This window comes from Pseudomonas sp. PS02302 (assembly GCF_029959585.1).
GTDB classification, from domain to species: domain Bacteria; phylum Pseudomonadota; class Gammaproteobacteria; order Pseudomonadales; family Pseudomonadaceae; genus Chryseomonas; species Chryseomonas aestiva.
Genome location: NZ_JASCON010000006.1, coordinates 63,989 through 80,942 on the forward strand (window position 1 = coordinate 63,989; position 16,954 = coordinate 80,942).

The window sequence follows — 16,954 nt, forward strand, 5'->3', positions numbered from 1 at the left end:
GTGCCGCATCAGCAATCCAGGGGATTGCGCTTCTCGGTGTCGATGCCGAACTTGGTTATGGCGTCGGCCACGACCTTGCGTTCCAGCTTGCCTTGGTTGGCCAGCGCCTGCAGAGCGGCGACGGCGACCCAGCGACGGTCGACCTCGAAATGATCACGCAGCTTCTTGCGGCTGTCGCTGCGACCGAAGCCGTCGGTACCCAGCACCTGGAATTCGGTGGGGACCCACTGGCGGATCTGGTCGGCGAACAGCTTCATGTAGTCGGTGGAGGCGATGACCGGACCCTGGCGCTCGCCCAGGCACTGCTCGACGTAGGTCAGGCGGCGCTCTTCCAGCGGGTGCAGGCGGTTCCAGCGGTCGACGGCCAGGCCTTCGCGGCGCAGTTCGTTGAAGCTGGTGACGCTCCAGATGTCGGCGCCGACACCCATCTCGCGCAGCAGGCTCGCAGCCGCGCGGACCTCGTTGAGGATGGTGCCCGAGCCCAGCAGCTGGACGCGATGCTTGAAGTCGCCTTGTTCTTCTTCCAGCAGGTACATGCCCTTGATGATGCCTTCCTCGACACCCTGGGGCATGGCCGGCTGCTGGTAGTTCTCGTTCATCACGGTGATGTAGTAGAAGACGCTCTGCTGCAGTTCCATCATCTGATGGATGCCTTCGCGCATGATCACCGCCAGCTCGTAGGCATAGGTGGGATCGTAGCTGCGGCAGTTGGGGATGGTGCCAGCCAGGATGTGGCTGTGACCGTCCTCGTGCTGCAGGCCTTCGCCGTTCAGGGTGGTACGGCCGGAGGTGCCGCCCAGCAGGAAGCCGCGGGTCTGGGCATCGCCCGCCGCCCAGGCCAGGTCGCCGATACGCTGGAAGCCGAACATCGAATAGAAGATGTAGACCGGCAGCATGGGCTGGTTGTAGTTGCTGTAGGCGGTACCGGCGGCGATGAAGGAGGACATGGCGCCGGCCTCGTTGAGGCCTTCCTGGAGGATCTGGCCGTCCTTCTCTTCGCGGTAGTACATCACCTGGTCGCGATCAACCGGCTCATAGAGCTGACCGTGCGGCGAGTAGATGCCCAGCTGGCGGAACATGCCTTCCATGCCGAAGGTACGGGCCTCGTCGGCGAGGATGGGCACGATGCGCTTGCCCAGGTCCTTGTCCTTGACCAGTTGCGACAGGATGCGGCCGAAGGCCATGGTGGTGGAGATCTCGCGATCGCCGGAGCCGTCCAGCACCGCCTTCAGGGTTTCCAGGGGCGGGGTGGGGATGCTCAGGCTGCGCGCGCGACGCTGGGGCAGGTGACCGCCCAGGGACTCGCGACGACTCATCAGGTACTTCATCTCGGCGCTGTCATCGGCCGGACGATAGAAGGGCAGTTCGCTGAGCTGGGAATCGTTCAGCGGGATGTCGAAGCGATCGCGGAATTTCTTCAGCGACTCCACATCCACCTTCTTGGTGTTGTGCGCGGTGTTCTTGGCTTCGCCCGCACCGGTGCCGTAGCCCTTGATGGTCTTGGCCAGGATGACGGTGGGCTGGCCCTTGTGGTTGACCGCCTGGTGGTAGGCCGCATAGACCTTGTAGGGATCGTGACCGCCACGGTTGAGCTTCCAGATCTCGTCGTCGGACAGGTCCTCGACCATCTTGAGCAGCTCGGGATTGGCGCCGAAGAAGTGCTTGCGCACATAGGCACCGTCCTTGGCCTTGTAGTTCTGGTATTCACCATCGACCACGGCGTCCATGCGCTGCTGCATGCGGCCTTCGGTGTCGCGGGCGAACAGCGGATCCCACATGCGGCCCCAGAGGACCTTGGTGACGTTCCACTCGGCGCCGCGGAAGATGCCTTCCAGTTCCTGGACGATCTTGCCGTTGCCACGTACCGGGCCGTCGAGGCGCTGCAGGTTGCAGTTGATGACGAAGATCAGGTTGTCGAGGTTCTCGCGGCCGGCCAGGGAGATGGCGCCCAGGGTTTCCGGCTCGTCGCACTCGCCGTCGCCGATGAAGCACCAGACCTTCTGCTTGCCGGCGGGGATGTAGCCGCGGTTCTCCAGGTACTTCATGAAGCGCGCCTGGTAGATGGCGGTGATCGGACCCAGACCCATGGACACGGTCGGGAACTGCCAGAAGTCGGGCATCAGGTGCGGGTGCGGGTAGCTCGACAGGCCCTTGCCGTCCACTTCCTGACGGAAGTTGTTCATCTGGTCTTCGGAGAGGCGGCCTTCCAGGAAGGCACGGGCGTAGACGCCGGGGGAAGCGTGGCCCTGGTAGTAGATCAGGTCGCCGCCGTGCTCTTCGTTGGGCGCCTTCCAGAAATAGTTGAAGCCGATGTCATAGAGGGTGGCGCTGGAGGCGAAGGTGGAGATGTGACCACCCAGATCCGGATCCTTGAGGTTGGCGCGCATGACCATCGCCAGGGCGTTCCAGCGGACCAGCGAGCGGATGCGCCGCTCCATGAACAGGTCGCCCGGCATATGGGCTTCCTTGGTCACCGGAATGGTGTTGCGATAGGGGGTATTGATGGAGTAGGGCAGCTGGGTACCACTGCGGGTAGCCAGTTCGCCCATGCGGGTCATCAGATAATGAACGCGCTCCTCGCCTTCGTGGTCGAGGACGGACTCCAGGGCGTCCAGCCATTCCTGGGTTTCGACGGGATCGAGATCTTGCATGGCTTGCTCCAGGGCGGAAAGGCTTCCAAAATCGGTCGCCTCAGGGTCGCCGCCGGCCTCTTGGGGGCAGCGAAAATTCTTGGATTTATGACCGGACGGTTCCGATCGGCGTGTAGTTTTACTACAAATTCAAATCCGTTTCAGCTCCGAGCTGTAATGCGATAAAAAACAATTCGACGTTTGTCGAACGCGCTGCTCAAGGGCTCGCGAACTCCGAACCGCGGGCGTGAAAACGGTTCCCGCTCGGACCAGGTGGTCCGTCGGAATGTCCCTGGTAGGGGGTTCGCGGCAGGGTGGTGGGGTTCGACCGTCCCTGCGCAGGACTGCCCATGATACCCCTCCTTCGTCCCGAACTGCCTCCGACTCTTGTCGCCTGTGCCGAACTCGCCGACCGGCGCCTGGCCGACGCCCTGGCCACGCTGCCCGCGGCAGCGGCCCGCCAGGCGAACTGGTCCGCGCCGCTGCGCGCCGACTGGCGGCGGGTGACGGCCCTCAGTGATTTCGTCGTCGAGCAGTTCTGTCGCCTGCCCGAGGCCTGCCTGGCGCTGGTCGACAGCGGCGATCTGGAGCTGTCGCTGGCGCCGGGGGCGATGGCGCAGCGCCTGCGCGAGGCCCTGGCCGACTGCCCGGACGAAACCGAACTGGGGCGTCGGCTGCGGCGTTTTCGCATGCTGCAGCAGGTGCGCATCGTCTGGCGCGACCTGACCCGGCGCGCCGATCTGGTGGAGACCTGTCGCGACCTCAGCGACCTGGCCGACGCCTGCATCGACCAGGCCTGCGCCTGGCTCTATGCCCAGCAGTGCAGCCAGTTCGGCGTGCCGACCGGACGCCACAGCGGCCAGCCCCAGCAGCTGGTGGTGCTGGGCATGGGCAAGCTCGGTGCGGGAGAGCTGAATCTGTCGTCCGATATCGACCTGATCTTCGCCTATGGCGAGGGCGGGGAGACGCGCGGCGCGCGGCGCGAGCAGGACAACCAGGAATTCTTCACCCGCCTCGGGCAGCGACTGATAAAGGCGCTGGACGCCACCACGGTGGAGGGCTTCGTCTTTCGCGTCGACATGCGCCTGCGACCCTATGGCAGCGCCGGCGCCCTGGTGCTGAGCTTTGCCGCCATGGAGCTCTACTACCAGGACCAGGGCCGCGACTGGGAACGCTACGCCATGATCAAGGCACGGGTGGTCGGCGGCGATCAGGCCAGCGGCGCCGAGCTGCTGACCCTGCTGCGGCCCTTCGTCTATCGGCGCTACCTGGATTTCTCCGCCATCGAAGCCCTGCGCAGCATGAAGCAGCTGATCCGCCAGGAGGTGCGCCGGCGCGGCATGACCGACAACGTCAAGCTGGGCGCGGGTGGCATCCGCGAAGTGGAATTCATCGCCCAGGCCTACCAGCTGATCCATGGCGGGCGCGATCCGGCGCTGCAGCAGCGCTCGCTGCTCAGGGTGCTGACCAGTCTGCGCGAGCGCGACTATCTGCCGGCCGCGGCGGAAGCGGAGCTCCGCGAGGGCTATTGCTTCCTGCGTTATGTGGAGCACGGGCTGCAGGCCATCGCCGACCAGCAGACCCAGACCCTGCCGGTGGACCCCCAGGGCCGGGCGCGGGTGGCCTTCCTCATGGGGTATGCCGACTGGGATGACTTCAGCGCGGCACTCGACGGCTGGCGCAGCCGCATCGACTGGCACTTCCAGCAGACCATCGCCGATCCCGAGGAGGAGACCCAGAGCGCCGAGCTGGAAGACAGCTGGCTGCCGCTGTGGGACGACCTGCTCGACCCCGAGGAGTCCCTGGCGCGACTGCGCGCGGCGGGCTTCCAGGCGCCGGAGCAGGCGCTGGAATTGCTGGCCAGTCTGCGGGCCAGCGGCCAGGTGCGGGCCATGCAGCGCGCCGGTCGCGAGCGCCTGGATGCCTTCATGCCGCGGCTGCTGGATGCGGTCAGCGCCGACGAGCAGCCCGATCGGGCGCTGGAGCGGGTGCTGCCGCTGGTGGAAGCCGTGGCGCGACGCTCCGCCTACCTGGTCCTGCTCAGCGAGAATCCGCCGGCCCTGGCGCGGCTGCTGGAGCTCTGCGGCGCCAGTGCCTGGGTGGCCGAACAGATCACCCGCTATCCGGCGCTGCTCGACGAATTGCTCAACGAGGGCCGGCTCTATCATCCGCCGCAAAAGCCGGAACTGGCCGCCGAATTGCGCGAACGCCTGATGCGCCTGCCCGAAGAGGACCTGGAGCAGCAGATGGACGTACTGCGTCACTTCAAGCGCGCCCACAGCCTGCGGGTGGCGGCGGCGGAAATCGCCGGCAGCCTGCCGCTGATGAAGGTCAGCGACTATCTCACCTGGCTCGCCGAGGTGATCCTCGAAGAGGTCTTCGGCCTGGCCTGGCGCCAGCTGGTGCAGCGCCATGGCACGCCGCAGCGACGCGACGGCTCGCCCTGCCAGCCGGACTTCGTCATCGTCGGCTACGGCAAGGTCGGCGGCATCGAACTCGGCCACGGCTCGGACCTCGACCTGGTGTTCATCCACGACGCCGATCCCCTGGCCGAGACCGATGGCGGCAAGCCCATGGATGGCGCCCAGTTCTTCAATCGCCTCGGGCAACGCATCATCCATCTGCTCACCACCATCACCCCGGTGGGCACCCTCTACGAGGTGGACATGCGCCTGCGGCCGTCCGGCGCGGCGGGGCTGCTGGTGAGTTCGCTGGAGGCCTTCGAGCGCTACCAGCAGAGCGAGGCCTGGACCTGGGAGCACCAGGCACTGGTGCGCGCGCGGGTGGTGGCGGGTTGCCCGCAGCTTGGCGCGCGCTTCGACGCGGTGCGGGCGCGCATCCTCGGTCGGCAGCGGGAGCTGGCGACCCTGCAGGCCGACGTGGCCGGCATGCGTGACAAGATGCTCGACAACCTCGGTACCGCGGTGACCGCCGGCGGACTGGGGCCGAACGCGCGCCGGCCGGAGCAGCGCTTCGACCTCAAGCAGGATGCCGGCGGTATCGTCGATATCGAATTTATGGTCCAATATGCCGTTCTGGCCTGGTCGTGGCAGCATCCCGAATTGCTGCGTTTTCCCGACAACATCCGCATCCTGGAATCCCTCGAAGCGGCTGGTCTGGTACCGGCCACGGACGCCATTGCCCTGCGCGAAGCCTACAAGGTCTACCGCGCCGCGCTGCACCGCCTGGTGCTGCAGAAGCAGCCGGGCAAGGTGCCGGCCGACGGCTTTCTCGCCGAGCGCGACGAAGTGCGCCGTATCTGGCACGGCCTGGGGCTGGACACGCCGTCTGGCAATCCGGCCACCTTTTAGGCCGTCATCAGTAAGGAGAGGCAAGATGTCGATGTCCGTGCGCGAGCTTTCGATCAGGCCGGGTCTGAGGGAGTGGGAGTCGGCCACCCGCTAGGTGCCGATCGCCTTCCAGCATGAATATTCTGATCATCGGACCCAGTTGGGTCGGCGACATGGTGATGGCGCAGACCCTCTTCGTCTGCCTCAAGCGCCAGCACCCCGACTGCCAGATCGACGTCCTCGCCCCCGAGTGGAGTCGCCCGCTGCTCGAGCGCATGCCCGAGGTGCGCGAAGCCCTGAGCTTTCCCCTCGGCCACGGCGCCTTCGAGCTGGCCACCCGCCGGCGCATCGGCCAGCAGCTGCGCGGTCGCTATGACCAGGCGATTCTGTTGCCCAATTCGCTGAAGTCGGCGCTGGTGCCCTATTTCGCCGGCATTCCTACGCGCACCGGTTGGCGTGGCGAGATGAGATTCGGCCTGCTCAACGATATCCGCACCCTCGATAAGGCGCGCTATCCGCTGATGATCGAGCGCTTCATGGCGCTGGCTTACGCGCCCGGTGCGGAGTTGCCCAAACCCTATCCCAAGCCACGGCTGGCCATCGACCCGGCCAGCCGTGACGCCGCCCTGGAGCGCTTCGGCCTGAGTCTGGACCGGCCGGTGCTGGCGCTCTGTCCGGGCGCCGAATTCGGCGAGGCCAAGCGCTGGCCGGCCGAGCACTACGCCGCCGTGGCCGATGCCCGGCTGCGTCAGGGCTGGCAGGTCTGGCTGTTCGGCTCGCAGAAGGACGCCCCCGGTGGCGAAGAGATCCGCGAGTGGGTCACCCCCGGTTTCGAGGAAGATGTCTACAACCTGGCCGGGCGTACTTCCCTGGCCGAGGCCATCGATCTGCTTTCCTGTGCCGGTGCGGTCATCAGCAACGATTCCGGCCTGATGCACGTGGCCGCCGCCCTGGATCGCCCGCTGGTGGCGGTCTATGGCTCCACCTCGCCGGGCTTCACGCCGCCGCTGGCCAGCCAGTTCGAGGTGGTGCGCCTGGGGCTGGAGTGCAGTCCCTGTTTCGACCGTACCTGCCGCTTCGGCCATTACGATTGCCTGCGCCTGCTGCAGCCGAGCCTGGTGCAAGAGGCGCTCGGCCGCCTGGTCGCCGATCCGATCGAGGTGGGCTAGATGCGCGTGCTGCTGATCAAGACCTCCTCCCTTGGCGATGTCATCCATACCCTGCCGGCCCTGACCGATGCGGCCCGGGCCATCCCCGGCATCTGCTTCGACTGGGTGGTGGAGGAGGGCTTCGCCGAGATTCCCGCCTGGCACCCGGCGGTGAGCCAGGTGATCCCGGTGGCCCTGCGCCGCTGGCGCAAGCAGCCCTTTTCCGCTTGGGCCAGTGGCGAGTGGGGCGAATTCAAGGCGCGCGTGCGCGAGCAGCGCTATGACCGGGTGATCGATGCCCAGGGCCTGCTCAAGAGCGCCTGGCTGACCCGCTACGCCGAGGCGCCGGTGGCCGGTCTCGACCGCAACTCCGCCCGCGAGCCCCTGGCCAGCCGCTTCTATGACGAGCGCTATCACGTCGCCAAGGGGCAGCACGCCCTGGAGCGGATCCGCCAGCTGTTCGCTCAGGCCCTGGACTATCCGCTGCCGGCGGGCGTGGGTGACTACGGCCTGGATCGGCAACGCCTGGCCGGCCCCAACGAGACGCCCTATGTGGTCTTCCTGCACGGCACCACCTGGGTCAGCAAGCACTGGCCCGAGGCCCACTGGCGCGAACTGGCCGAACGCATGAGCCGGCTGGACTGGCCGGTGCGACTGCTGTGGGGCAGCGAGGCGGAACATGCCCGTGCCGAACGCATCGCCGACGGCCTGGATGGCGTCCAGGTGCTGCCGCGACTGAATCTCGCCGGGGTGGCCAAGGTCCTGGCCGGCGCCCGTGCCTGCGTGGCGGTGGATACCGGCCTCGGTCATCTGGCCGCGGCCCTGGACGTGCCCAGCGTGTCGCTCTATGGCCCGACCAGTCCGAAGAAGGTCGGCGCCTATGGCCGCTCCCAGGTGCACCTGAGCGCCGTGGGGCTGGACGGCACCGACGAGCCGCGCGACCAGCCCGCGGCCAGTCTCGCCGCCCTGACCCCGGAGCGGGTCGAACTGGAACTGGAAACCCTGCTGTTGGAAGACCTCCCCGCATGACCCTGGCTTTCGTGCTCTACAAGTACTTTCCCTTTGGCGGCCTGCAGCGGGACTTCCTGCGCATCGCCCAGGAGTGCCAGCGCCGGGGCCATGCCATCCGCGTCTACACCCTGATCTGGGAAGGCCCGGTGCCGGAGGGCTTCGACGTGCGGGTGGCCAGGGTCAGCGCCCTGTTCAATCACAGACGCAACGAGAAATTCCACGCCTGGCTGCAGGCCGATCTCGCCCGCGATCCGGTGGACCGGGTGATCGGCTTCAACAAGATGCCGGGGCTGGACGTCTATTACGCCGCCGATCCCTGCTTCGAGGACAAGGCCCAGACCCTGCGCAATCCGCTGTATCGCCAGTGGGGCCGCTATCGCCATTTCGCCGAGTACGAACGCGCGGTGTTCGCCCCCGAGTCGTCGACCGAGATCCTGATGATCTCCGAGGTGCAGCAGCCGCTGTTCGTCAAGCACTACGCCACGCCGGCGCCGCGCTTCCACCTCTTGCCGCCCGGCATCGCCGCCGATCGCCGCGCGCCGGCCAACGCCGCCGAGATCCGCGCCGATTTCCGGCGCGAATTCGGGCTGGAGGAGGGCGAGCTGCTGCTGGTGCAGATCGGTTCCGGCTTCAAGACCAAGGGCTTGGATCGCAGCCTGCGCGCCCTGGCGTCCCTGCCCAGGGAACTGCGCCGCCGCACCCGGTTGTTCGCCATCGGCCAGGACGATCCCAAGCCCTTCCTGCTGCAGGCCAAGGCCCTGGGCGTCAGCGAGCGGGTCGAGATCCTCAAGGGGCGCAGCGATATCCCGCGCTTCCTGCTCGGCGCCGATCTGCTGATCCATCCGGCCTACAACGAGAACACCGGCACCGTGCTGCTGGAGGCGCTGGTCGCCGGGCTGCCGGTGCTGGTCACCGACGTCTGCGGCTATGCCCACTACATCGACGAGGCCCGCGCCGGCGCGGTGGTGCCGTCACCCTTCGCCCAGGAGACGCTAGATAGGATGCTCGCCGAGCTGCTGGCCGATCCCGAGCGCCGCGCGGTGCAGGGCCGCAATGGCCTGACCTTCGCCGCCAGCGCCGATCTCTATTCGCTGCCCGAACGCGCCGCCGATGTCATCCTGGGGGTGGCATGACCCTGGAATTGCGTGAGCCCTTCGCCAGCCGCTGGGCCGGCCAGGATCCCTTCGTCGCCGTGGAGGCCCTGCAGGGCCAGGTCTATCGCGAGCTGGACGGACGCCGCACCCTGCGCACCGAGGTGGCCGGCCGTGGCTACTTCGTCAAGATCCACCGCGGTATCGGCTGGGGCGAGATCGCCAAGAATCTGCTGCAGGCCAAGCAGCCGGTGCTGGGCGCGCGCCAGGAATGGCAGGCCATCGAGCGACTGCACCAGGTCGGCGTGCCGACCATGACCGCAGTGGCCTTCGGCGAGCGCGGCGCCAATCCGGCGACCCAGCACTCCTTCATCATCACCGAGGAGCTGGCGCCCACCGTCAGTCTCGAAGACTTCAGCCTCGACTGGCTCTGCCAGCCGCCCGAACCCCTGCTCAAGCGGGCGCTGATCGCCGAGGTGGCACGCATGACCGGCGCTATGCACCGGGCGGGCGTCAACCATCGCGACTGCTACATCTGCCATTTCCTGCTCGACACCGCCCAGCCGGTCACCGTGGCCACTCTGCGACTCTGGCTGATCGACCTGCACCGCGCCCAGTGCCGCACCCAGGTGCCCCGGCGCTGGCGCGACAAGGACCTGGCCGGGCTGTATTTCTCCGCCCTGGGCATCGGCCTGACGCGACGTGACTTCCTGCGCTTCCTGCGCGGCTACTTCCAGCGGCCGCTGCGCGAGATCCTGCGCGACGAGGCGCCGCTGCTGGCGCGTCTGGAACGCAAGGCCGCCGCCTTGCTGGAACGCAAGGAACGCTACGGGGACCGGCTCTGATGGCTGACTGGCGCATCGATTCCAGCGTCGCCCACCTGCCCGAATTCGCCACCCTGGAAGCGGTGTTCGCCCTCGGCGGCGAACGCCTGACCAGCGATCCGCTGTCGGAAGTGGTGCGCATCGAGCGCGACGGCATCCGCTACTACGTCAAGCGCTACCACGGCGCCGGCAAGGGTCTGCGGCGCTATGTCGGGCGGCCGCGGGTCAAGGCCGAATGGCAGAATCTCAAGCGTTTCGCCAAGTGGGGCATCGCCACCGCGCCGGTGGTGGCCTGGGGGATGGAGCGCTCGCCCCGGGGCTTCGCTCGCGGCGCCATGATCACCCGCGAGATTCCCGACACCCTGGATCTTGCCGAGCTGGCCCGCCGCGAAGATCCGCGGCTGCGCGACCGGGTGTGGGTGGACAACGTCAGCCGCCAGCTGGCCGCGGCGACCCGGACCCTGCACGACCACCATTTCGTCCATAACGATCTCAAGTGGCGCAACCTGCTGGTGGATGGCCAGGGCGTGCTCTATCTCATCGACTGCCCGGCCGGCGCCTTCTGGGTCGGCCACTGGCTGCGCTGGCGCATCGTCAAGGACCTGGCCTGCCTGGACAAGGTGGCCAAGTACCAGCTGTCGCGCACCCAGCGCCTCAGGTTCTATCTGCAATACCGCGGTCGCGCGCGCCTCAGCGACAACGACAAGGGGCGCATCCGCGAGGTGCTGGACTATTTCAAGGGGCGGGAATGAACGAGGTGTGGGCGGCCGAGGATCGGGCCGTGCTGGCCGGCCAGGGCCTGGACAGCTTCGCGGCGCTATGGGCGCTGGAGCTGACCGCGGTGGACGAACCCAACCAGGGACGCGGCGGGTTCAGCCAGGTGTTTCGCCTGGACGTTGGCGGCCATGGCTACTACCTCAAGCGCCAGCGCGACTACCTGACCCGCACTTTGGCCCGCCCGCTGGGCGAGCCGACCTTCGCCCGCGAGAGTCGCAATATCCGCCGCTACGCCGAGCGCGGCATCCCGGCGCTGGAGCTGGCCTATTACGGCGAGCGCCGCGATGACCAGGGCTGGCGTGCCATCCTGCTGACGCGGGCGCTGGATGACTGGCGCGATCTCGACAGCTGGCTACGCGTCTGGACGCACCTGGCCCCCGAAGAGCGCCAGGCGGTGCTGGTCGCCGTCGGCGAACTGGCTCGCCAGCTGCACGCCGCCGGCCAGGTGCACGGCTGCTTCTATCCCAAGCATCTGTTCCTGCAGCGTCAGGGCGAAGGCCTGGCCGCGCGGCTGATCGATCTGGAAAAGACCCGGCCGCTGCTGTTCGGCCGGCGCGATCGCCTGCGCGATCTCGAACCCCTGCTGCGCCGCGCGCCGCAATGGCGCGAGCAGGACATCGCCCACCTGCTGGCGAGCTATCTGGACCAGCCGCTGGACAGCGCTGCCGTACGCGACTGGAGTCGGCGTCTGGCCGGGCGTCGCCGCCACAAGGAGCGCAAGGCATGACCCTGGAGCAACTGACCAAGGCCGGTCGTGCGCCGACCCTGCCACTGCGCATCGAACTGCCCAGTGGCGAGCTGGAACTGCTGTCGCTGCTCAGGGTGCTGCCCGGTCAGCGCTATGTCGGCGAGGCCCGCTGGCAGGGCCGGCGGGTGCTGGCCAAGCTGCTGGTCGGCGAGCGCGCGAGTCGGCAATTCGCCCGCGAGCGTGAGGGTTGTCGCCTGCTGGCGGCCGCCGCGGCGCCGACCCCCGCGCTGCTGGAGAGCGGCGAGACGAGCGGGCAGGGCGCCTGGCTGCTGTTCGACTTCATCGCGGCGGCGCCCAGCGTCGAGCAGCTCTGGCAGCCGCTCGCCACCGAACCGCCCCTGTCGCCGGCACAGGACGCGTTGCTCGGCGCGGCCCTCGCCACCCTGGCGCGGCTGCATGCCCAGGGGCTCTGGCAGGCCGATCTGCACCTGGACAACCTGCTGGTCAAGGACGGCGCCGCTCTGGTCATAGACGCGGCGGACATCCAGGCCGAGACCGTCGGCCAGCCGCTGTCCCAGGCGCGGGTGCAGGAGAATCTGGCAGTGTTCTTCGCCCAGCTGCCGGCCACCCTGGATGCCCAGCTGGAAGAGCTGCTGATCCACTACCTGCTGGTCAATGCCGAACACGCCCTGCGCCTGGAAGCCCTGCTGGCGCGCACCGCCGAGATCCGCCGCTGGCGCCTGGCCGACTACCTGAAGAAGAGCGGCCGGGAGTGCACGCTGTTCGCCGTCACCCGTAGCGCCTTTGGCCTGATCGCCGTGCGGCGCACCTGGCTGAGTCGCCTGGAAGGCCTGCTGGCCGATCCCGACGCCGCCCTGGCCGGCCTGCCGACCTTCAAGGACGGCGGCGCCGCCACCGTGGCCCGCGTGCAGTGGCAGGACCAGGGCCTGGTGCTCAAGAGATACAACATCAAGGGCTTCGGCCATTGGCTGACGCGCTTCTGGCGACCGAGCCGGGCCTGGCACAGCTGGCGCGAAGGGCACCGGCTGCGATTCCTCGGCATTCCCACCCCCGAGCCGCTGGCCGTGCGCGAGCGCCGCTTTCTCGGCCTGCGCGGGCGCGCCTATCTGGTCACGCCCTTCGTCGACGGGCCCAATCTGCTGGAGCGCTTCGCGCCCTATGTGCAGTCGGCGCCACCCGCGGTCGAGCTGGAGGCCCTGCTGGCGCTGGTCGAGGCCCTGCGTCGCGAGCGCCTCGGCCATGGCGATTTCAAGGGCACCAACCTGATCTGGCATGAAGGTCGCTGGCTGGTGATCGACCTCGACGCCCTCCAGGCCCACGCCAGCGACCGTGCCTACGCCGCCGCCTATGCCCGCGACCGCGCCCGACTGCTGCGCAACTGGCCGGCCGACAGCGCCCTGCATCGCCTGCTCGACGAGCGCCTGCCGCCGGCCTGAGCGCCGACCCGCCATCTGTACCGGGGCTGAATCGCCGTGCGCTAGGCCCCGCTCCGGCGTGCGGCCATTACCCGTGGCCTGCCTGAACAGCTATAATTCGCCGTTTTTGAGGCGAGGCGGGCCTGCAGCGGCCTCGCGAAACCCCGGCGAACTCCTCTGGCTTCGCCCTGTACAGAGGCTTTACCTGTGTCCCTGACCGTCCTTGGCCTGTCCGGCGCCCTCAGCCACGATCCCTCCGCCGCGCTCTATATCGACGGCAAGCTGATCGCCGCGGTGGAAGAAGAACGCTTCGTGCGCGACAAGCATGCCAAGAATCGCATGCCCTACGAGTCGGCCAAGTTCTGCCTGGAACAGGCCGGGATCAGCCCCGCCGATGTCGACGTGGTGGCCATTCCCTATGCGCCCATCAGTCTCTTCGGCGAAGCCCGCTGGCACTACGCCAAGCGCTATGCCTACGCCCCGGATCGCGCCCTGGACGCCATCCTGTTCGGCAATCGTCGCTACCACCGCTACCAGAAGCGCATCGAGTGGTGCCTGGTGCAGCTCGGCTTCGACCTGAAGAAGGTCAAGCTGGAAGCCGTCGAGCACCACCTGGCCCATGCCTCCAGTGCCTACCACTGCTCGGGTTTCAGCGAAAAGACCGCGATCCTCGGCATCGACGGCAAGGGCGAGTACGCCACCACCTTCTTCGGCTACGGCGAGAACGGCAAGATCCACAAGATCAAGGAGTTCTACGACCCGGACTCCCTGGGTGGCCTCTATGGCGCCCTCACCGAATTCCTCGGCTTCGAGATGCTCGACGGCGAATTCAAGGTCATGGGCATGGCGCCCTATGGCGATGCCAGCAAGTACGATTTCTCGCGCCTGGCGAAATTCGAGAACGGCGAGCTGATCATCAACACCGACTACGCCAACGTCATCGGCTTCCGCCGCTACAAGGAAAAGGGCAAGGGCTACTACTTCTCGCCCAAGCTGATCGAGTGGCTGGGACCCAAGCGTGAAGGCGACATCGCCGACGATCCCTACATCCACTATGCCGCCAGCATGCAGGCACTGTTCGAACGCCTGGCGCTGGAGATGATGGACTACTACCTGGGCGACATCATCCGCCAGACCGGGAAGATCGCCTTTGCCGGCGGCTGCGCGCTCAACGTCAAGCTCAACCAGAAGATCATCGCCCGTCCCGAGGTCAAGGAGCTGTTCGTCCAGCCCGCCTCGGGCGACGCCGGCACCGCCGTCGGCGCTGCCGCCTACGTCTCCCACGCCCGTGGCGTGCCGGTGGAGAAGATGGAGCACGTCTATCTCGGCCCCGGCTACAGCAACGAGGACGTCATCGCCGCCTGCGCCCGCCATCCCAACGCACCCAGGTGGGAGCGGATCGACAACATGCCCCAGCGCATCGCCGAGATCATGGTGGCCGGCAACCCGGTGGCCTGGTTCCAGGGTCGCCTGGAGTTCGGTCCGCGCGCCCTGGGCGGTCGCTCCATCATCGGCTGCCCCAGCGTGCCGGGCGTGGCCGATCGCATCAACGCCCAGATCAAGTTCCGCGAGCGCTGGCGGCCCTTCTGCCCGTCCATGCTCGATACCGTGGCGCCGCAGATGCTCAAGGTCGACCATCCCTCGCCCTTCATGACCTTTACCTTCGAGGTCAATGACGAGTGGAAGAACCGGGTGCCCGAGGTGGTCCACGAAGACGGCACCTCCCGCGCCCAGGTGCTGGAGCGCCGGCATAATCCGCGCTGGTACGACCTCATGGTCGAGCTGGAAAAGCTCACCGGCAACGGTGTCTCCCTCAATACCTCGCTCAACCGCCGCGGCGAACCCATGGTCTGCTCGCCCACCGATGCCCTGAACATGTTCTTCGGCTCGGACCTGCAGTACCTGATTATGGAAGACGTCCTGGTGATCAAGGAGGGGGCCGGCCTATGACGCGTTCCGCCGAACCGCGGGTGCTGCAGTTCTGTCATGGCTACGACGGTCCCTTCCTCGACTGCGCTCGCCAGACCGCCAGCCTCTTCGCGGGCAGCGGCTATCGCGTCACCACGGTCTTTCTCACCGGTACGGCCGATGCCGAGGTGGCCGCCGGCTGCGGCAGCGACGAGGTGCTGTTCCTGGAGTATTCCTCCAAGGACGTGCGCGGTCTCAAGCTCGGCGCCATCCAGGCGCTGCGCGAGATCGTCCGCTCGCGCGGTATCCGCTTCGTCATCGCCCATAGATTCAAGCCGATCTGGATCGCCTGCCTGGCCACCAACCTCCCGGTGATCGGCGTCCACCATGCCTTTGGCGACTACGACCGGCTCGGCCGGCGGCTGTTCGCCAAGCTGATGAGCAAGCGCCTGACCCTGCTGGGCGTCTCCGACGCGGTGCGCGACGAGTTGCGGCAGCGCCTCAAGGACTGGCCAGCGGAGCGCATCGAGACCCTCTACAACCGTCTGGATGTCGAGGCGGTGGAGCGCGAACTGCTGCCGGCCGACGAGGCCCGCGGCGGGCTCAAGCTGCCCCAGGACGCCTGGATCGTCGGCAACGTCGGTCGCCTGCATCCGGACAAGGACCAGGCCACCCTGCTGCGCGGCTTCGCCGCCGCCCTGCCGAATCTGCCGGCCAATGCCCTGCTGGCGATCCTCGGCAAGGGCCGCCTGGAAGAAGACCTCAAGGACCTGGCCCGCGAACTGGCCATCGCCGACCGGGTGCTGTTCCTTGGTCAGGTGGACGGCGCCCGGCGCTATTTCAAGGCTTTCGACGTCTTTGCCCTGAGTTCCGACCACGAGCCCTTCGGCATGGTCCTGCTGGAGGCCATGGCCGCCGGCGTCCCGCTGATCGCCACTTCCTGCGGCGGCGCCCGGGAGATTGTCGAGGGGGTCGGCTTCCTCTTTCCCCTGGGCGACGCCGAAGCCCTTGCTCAGGGCCTGCAGCACCTCGGCCGCCTGGCGCCGAGCCAGAGACGCGCCTGCGTGCAGCACATGCGCGAGCGCCTGGCCGAACGCTTCTCCGACGAAGCGGTGCGCCGTGACTTCTGGCGCCTGCCGATGGTCGCCGCCTTCAGGGCCCCGGCGCCGTGAAAGTCCTGTTCCTGGTCCAGAAGGAGCAACGCATCCTGCTGGACCACTTCTATGCCAGCATCGCCGCCCACTGCGACTGCGACCTGCGCTGGCTGAGTGATGAGGAACAGGCCGATCTGCGCGGTTATTTCCGCCGCGCGGTGCCCCAGCCCGAGCAATACGATCGCATCCTGCTGTTTCTGCGATTCAAGAAGCAGCTCAGGCAGGTCGCCTTCATCCGCAGCCTGCCCAATCTGGTGGAGCTGGAGCACGACGCCTACCAGAATTTCATCCCCTGCAAGTACACCGGCAAATTCAGCCGCTACTACCGGGCCATGCCCCACGTGCGGGTGCTGGTCTCCGGCGCCGGCGTGGCGCGGCGGCTGCAGGAGGAGGGGGTGGACGCCCACTTCGTGCCCAAGGGCTACGACGACAGCCGCCTGCGCGACCTGGGGCTCGAACGCGACATCGAGCTGGGCTTCGTCGGCAGCCTCGGCAGCGTGGCCTACAGTGGGCGCAAGCAGCTGCTGGAAGACCTGGCTCAGGTCGAGCCGCTGCTGATCACCAAGACCCGCTCGGGCGACGAATACTTGCAGACCCTCAACCGCATCCGCTTCTTTGTCGGCGCCGATGTCGGCATGGGCGAATACATGATCAAGAACTTCGAGGCCATGGCCTGCGGTTGCGTGCTCTTCACCTTCGATCAGGGTGAAGAGGAGAACCGCGCCCTGGGTTTCGCGGATGACGTCAACGTGGTGCTCTATCGCTCGCTGGACGAGTTGCGCGAGAAACTCGCCCGGCTGCGCGGCGATCCGGCGCACGCCGCGGCCATCGCCAGGGCTGGAGAGGCCCTGGCGCGTCACTCTTTCGCTTTCGGCCACTTGGGTGAGCGCATCGTTTCGGCTATAACCCCAGCGCTGCGACCGGCAGTCGCTCCGGGGTTCCTGCACCGCCTGCTCGGCAGGCTGGGACGCTGATGCGCTGCCCGAGGTCCGGCTTT

Annotated in this window: 12 protein-coding genes; 11 read left to right on the top strand and 1 reads right to left on the bottom strand. The window is 67.5% G+C overall.

What is annotated here, in order from left to right:
• Positions 1 to 8: 8 nt before the first annotated feature.
• A complete protein-coding gene (gene aceE / locus QMX82_RS03760; protein ID WP_208694137.1) occupies positions 9 to 2,651 on the bottom strand; it encodes a pyruvate dehydrogenase (acetyl-transferring), homodimeric type in 2,643 nt (880 codons plus the stop codon).
• 329 nt (positions 2,652 to 2,980) lie between these two features.
• Between aceE and glnE the strand changes: the two genes are divergently transcribed.
• The 11 genes from glnE (at position 2,981) to QMX82_RS03815 (ending at position 16,931) form a co-directional block, all read left to right on the top strand.
• Positions 2,981 to 5,941, top strand: coding sequence for a bifunctional [glutamate--ammonia ligase]-adenylyl-L-tyrosine phosphorylase/[glutamate--ammonia-ligase] adenylyltransferase (gene glnE / locus QMX82_RS03765; protein WP_282281290.1), 2,961 nt, complete (start codon positions 2,981 to 2,983; stop codon positions 5,939 to 5,941).
• Positions 5,942 to 6,054: 113 nt separating this feature from the next.
• On the top strand, positions 6,055 to 7,089 hold the full coding sequence (gene waaF, locus QMX82_RS03770; RefSeq protein WP_282281291.1) for a lipopolysaccharide heptosyltransferase II: 1,035 nt from the start codon (positions 6,055 to 6,057) through the stop codon (positions 7,087 to 7,089).
• Entirely contained in the window at positions 7,090 to 8,097 is a 1,008-nt protein-coding gene (gene waaC / locus QMX82_RS03775; protein WP_282281292.1) for a lipopolysaccharide heptosyltransferase I, read from the top strand. It abuts the gene before it with no gap.
• Positions 8,094 to 9,212: a glycosyltransferase family 4 protein gene (locus QMX82_RS03780; RefSeq protein ID WP_282281293.1), complete on the top strand. Its 1,119-nt coding sequence runs from the start codon at positions 8,094 to 8,096 to the stop codon at positions 9,210 to 9,212. The genes waaC and QMX82_RS03780 overlap by 4 nt, the downstream gene beginning before the upstream one ends.
• Positions 9,209 to 10,015 (top strand): lipopolysaccharide core heptose(I) kinase RfaP, encoded by an 807-nt coding sequence (rfaP, locus tag QMX82_RS03785; RefSeq protein WP_282281294.1) that lies wholly within the window; start codon positions 9,209 to 9,211, stop codon positions 10,013 to 10,015. The genes QMX82_RS03780 and rfaP overlap by 4 nt, the downstream gene beginning before the upstream one ends.
• Positions 10,015 to 10,746, top strand: a complete 732-nt coding sequence (locus QMX82_RS03790) for a lipopolysaccharide kinase InaA family protein (protein ID WP_133862986.1) — start codon at positions 10,015 to 10,017, stop codon at positions 10,744 to 10,746. The genes rfaP and QMX82_RS03790 overlap by 1 nt, the downstream gene beginning before the upstream one ends.
• Positions 10,743 to 11,498 (top strand): lipopolysaccharide kinase InaA family protein, encoded by a 756-nt coding sequence (locus QMX82_RS03795; RefSeq protein WP_282281295.1) that lies wholly within the window; start codon positions 10,743 to 10,745, stop codon positions 11,496 to 11,498. Before QMX82_RS03790 ends, QMX82_RS03795 begins: the two co-directional genes overlap by 4 nt.
• Entirely contained in the window at positions 11,495 to 12,916 is a 1,422-nt protein-coding gene (locus tag QMX82_RS03800) for a lipopolysaccharide kinase InaA family protein (protein WP_282281296.1), read from the top strand. The genes QMX82_RS03795 and QMX82_RS03800 overlap by 4 nt, the downstream gene beginning before the upstream one ends.
• 186 nt (positions 12,917 to 13,102) lie before the next feature.
• Positions 13,103 to 14,845 carry a carbamoyltransferase family protein gene (locus tag QMX82_RS03805; RefSeq protein ID WP_208694145.1) on the top strand — a complete coding sequence of 581 codons (1,743 nt, stop codon included), beginning with the start codon at positions 13,103 to 13,105 and terminating at the stop codon, positions 14,843 to 14,845.
• Positions 14,842 to 15,975 (top strand): glycosyltransferase, encoded by a 1,134-nt coding sequence (locus QMX82_RS03810; RefSeq protein WP_282281297.1) that lies wholly within the window; start codon positions 14,842 to 14,844, stop codon positions 15,973 to 15,975. Before QMX82_RS03805 ends, QMX82_RS03810 begins: the two co-directional genes overlap by 4 nt.
• The gene (locus QMX82_RS03815; protein ID WP_282281298.1) at positions 15,972 to 16,931 is read left to right on the top strand and encodes a glycosyltransferase family protein; all 960 of its coding nucleotides are present in this window, start codon (positions 15,972 to 15,974) and stop codon (positions 16,929 to 16,931) included. The genes QMX82_RS03810 and QMX82_RS03815 overlap by 4 nt, the downstream gene beginning before the upstream one ends.
• Positions 16,932 to 16,954 lie beyond the last annotated feature (23 nt).

Coding starts and splice junctions, on each gene's coding strand:
- waaC (WP_282281292.1), top strand. CDS start 7,090: ATGCGCGTGCTGCTGATCAAGACCTCCTCCCTTGGCGATGTCATCCAT.
- QMX82_RS03795 (WP_282281295.1), top strand. CDS start 10,743: ATGAACGAGGTGTGGGCGGCCGAGGATCGGGCCGTGCTGGCCGGCCAG.
- QMX82_RS03780 (WP_282281293.1), top strand. CDS start 8,094: ATGACCCTGGCTTTCGTGCTCTACAAGTACTTTCCCTTTGGCGGCCTG.
- QMX82_RS03790 (WP_133862986.1), top strand. CDS start 10,015: ATGGCTGACTGGCGCATCGATTCCAGCGTCGCCCACCTGCCCGAATTC.
- rfaP (WP_282281294.1), top strand. CDS start 9,209: ATGACCCTGGAATTGCGTGAGCCCTTCGCCAGCCGCTGGGCCGGCCAG.
- QMX82_RS03800 (WP_282281296.1), top strand. CDS start 11,495: ATGACCCTGGAGCAACTGACCAAGGCCGGTCGTGCGCCGACCCTGCCA.
- waaF (WP_282281291.1), top strand. CDS start 6,055: ATGAATATTCTGATCATCGGACCCAGTTGGGTCGGCGACATGGTGATG.
- QMX82_RS03810 (WP_282281297.1), top strand. CDS start 14,842: ATGACGCGTTCCGCCGAACCGCGGGTGCTGCAGTTCTGTCATGGCTAC.
- aceE (WP_208694137.1), bottom strand. CDS start 2,651: ATGCAAGATCTCGATCCCGTCGAAACCCAGGAATGGCTGGACGCCCTG.
- glnE (WP_282281290.1), top strand. CDS start 2,981: ATGATACCCCTCCTTCGTCCCGAACTGCCTCCGACTCTTGTCGCCTGT.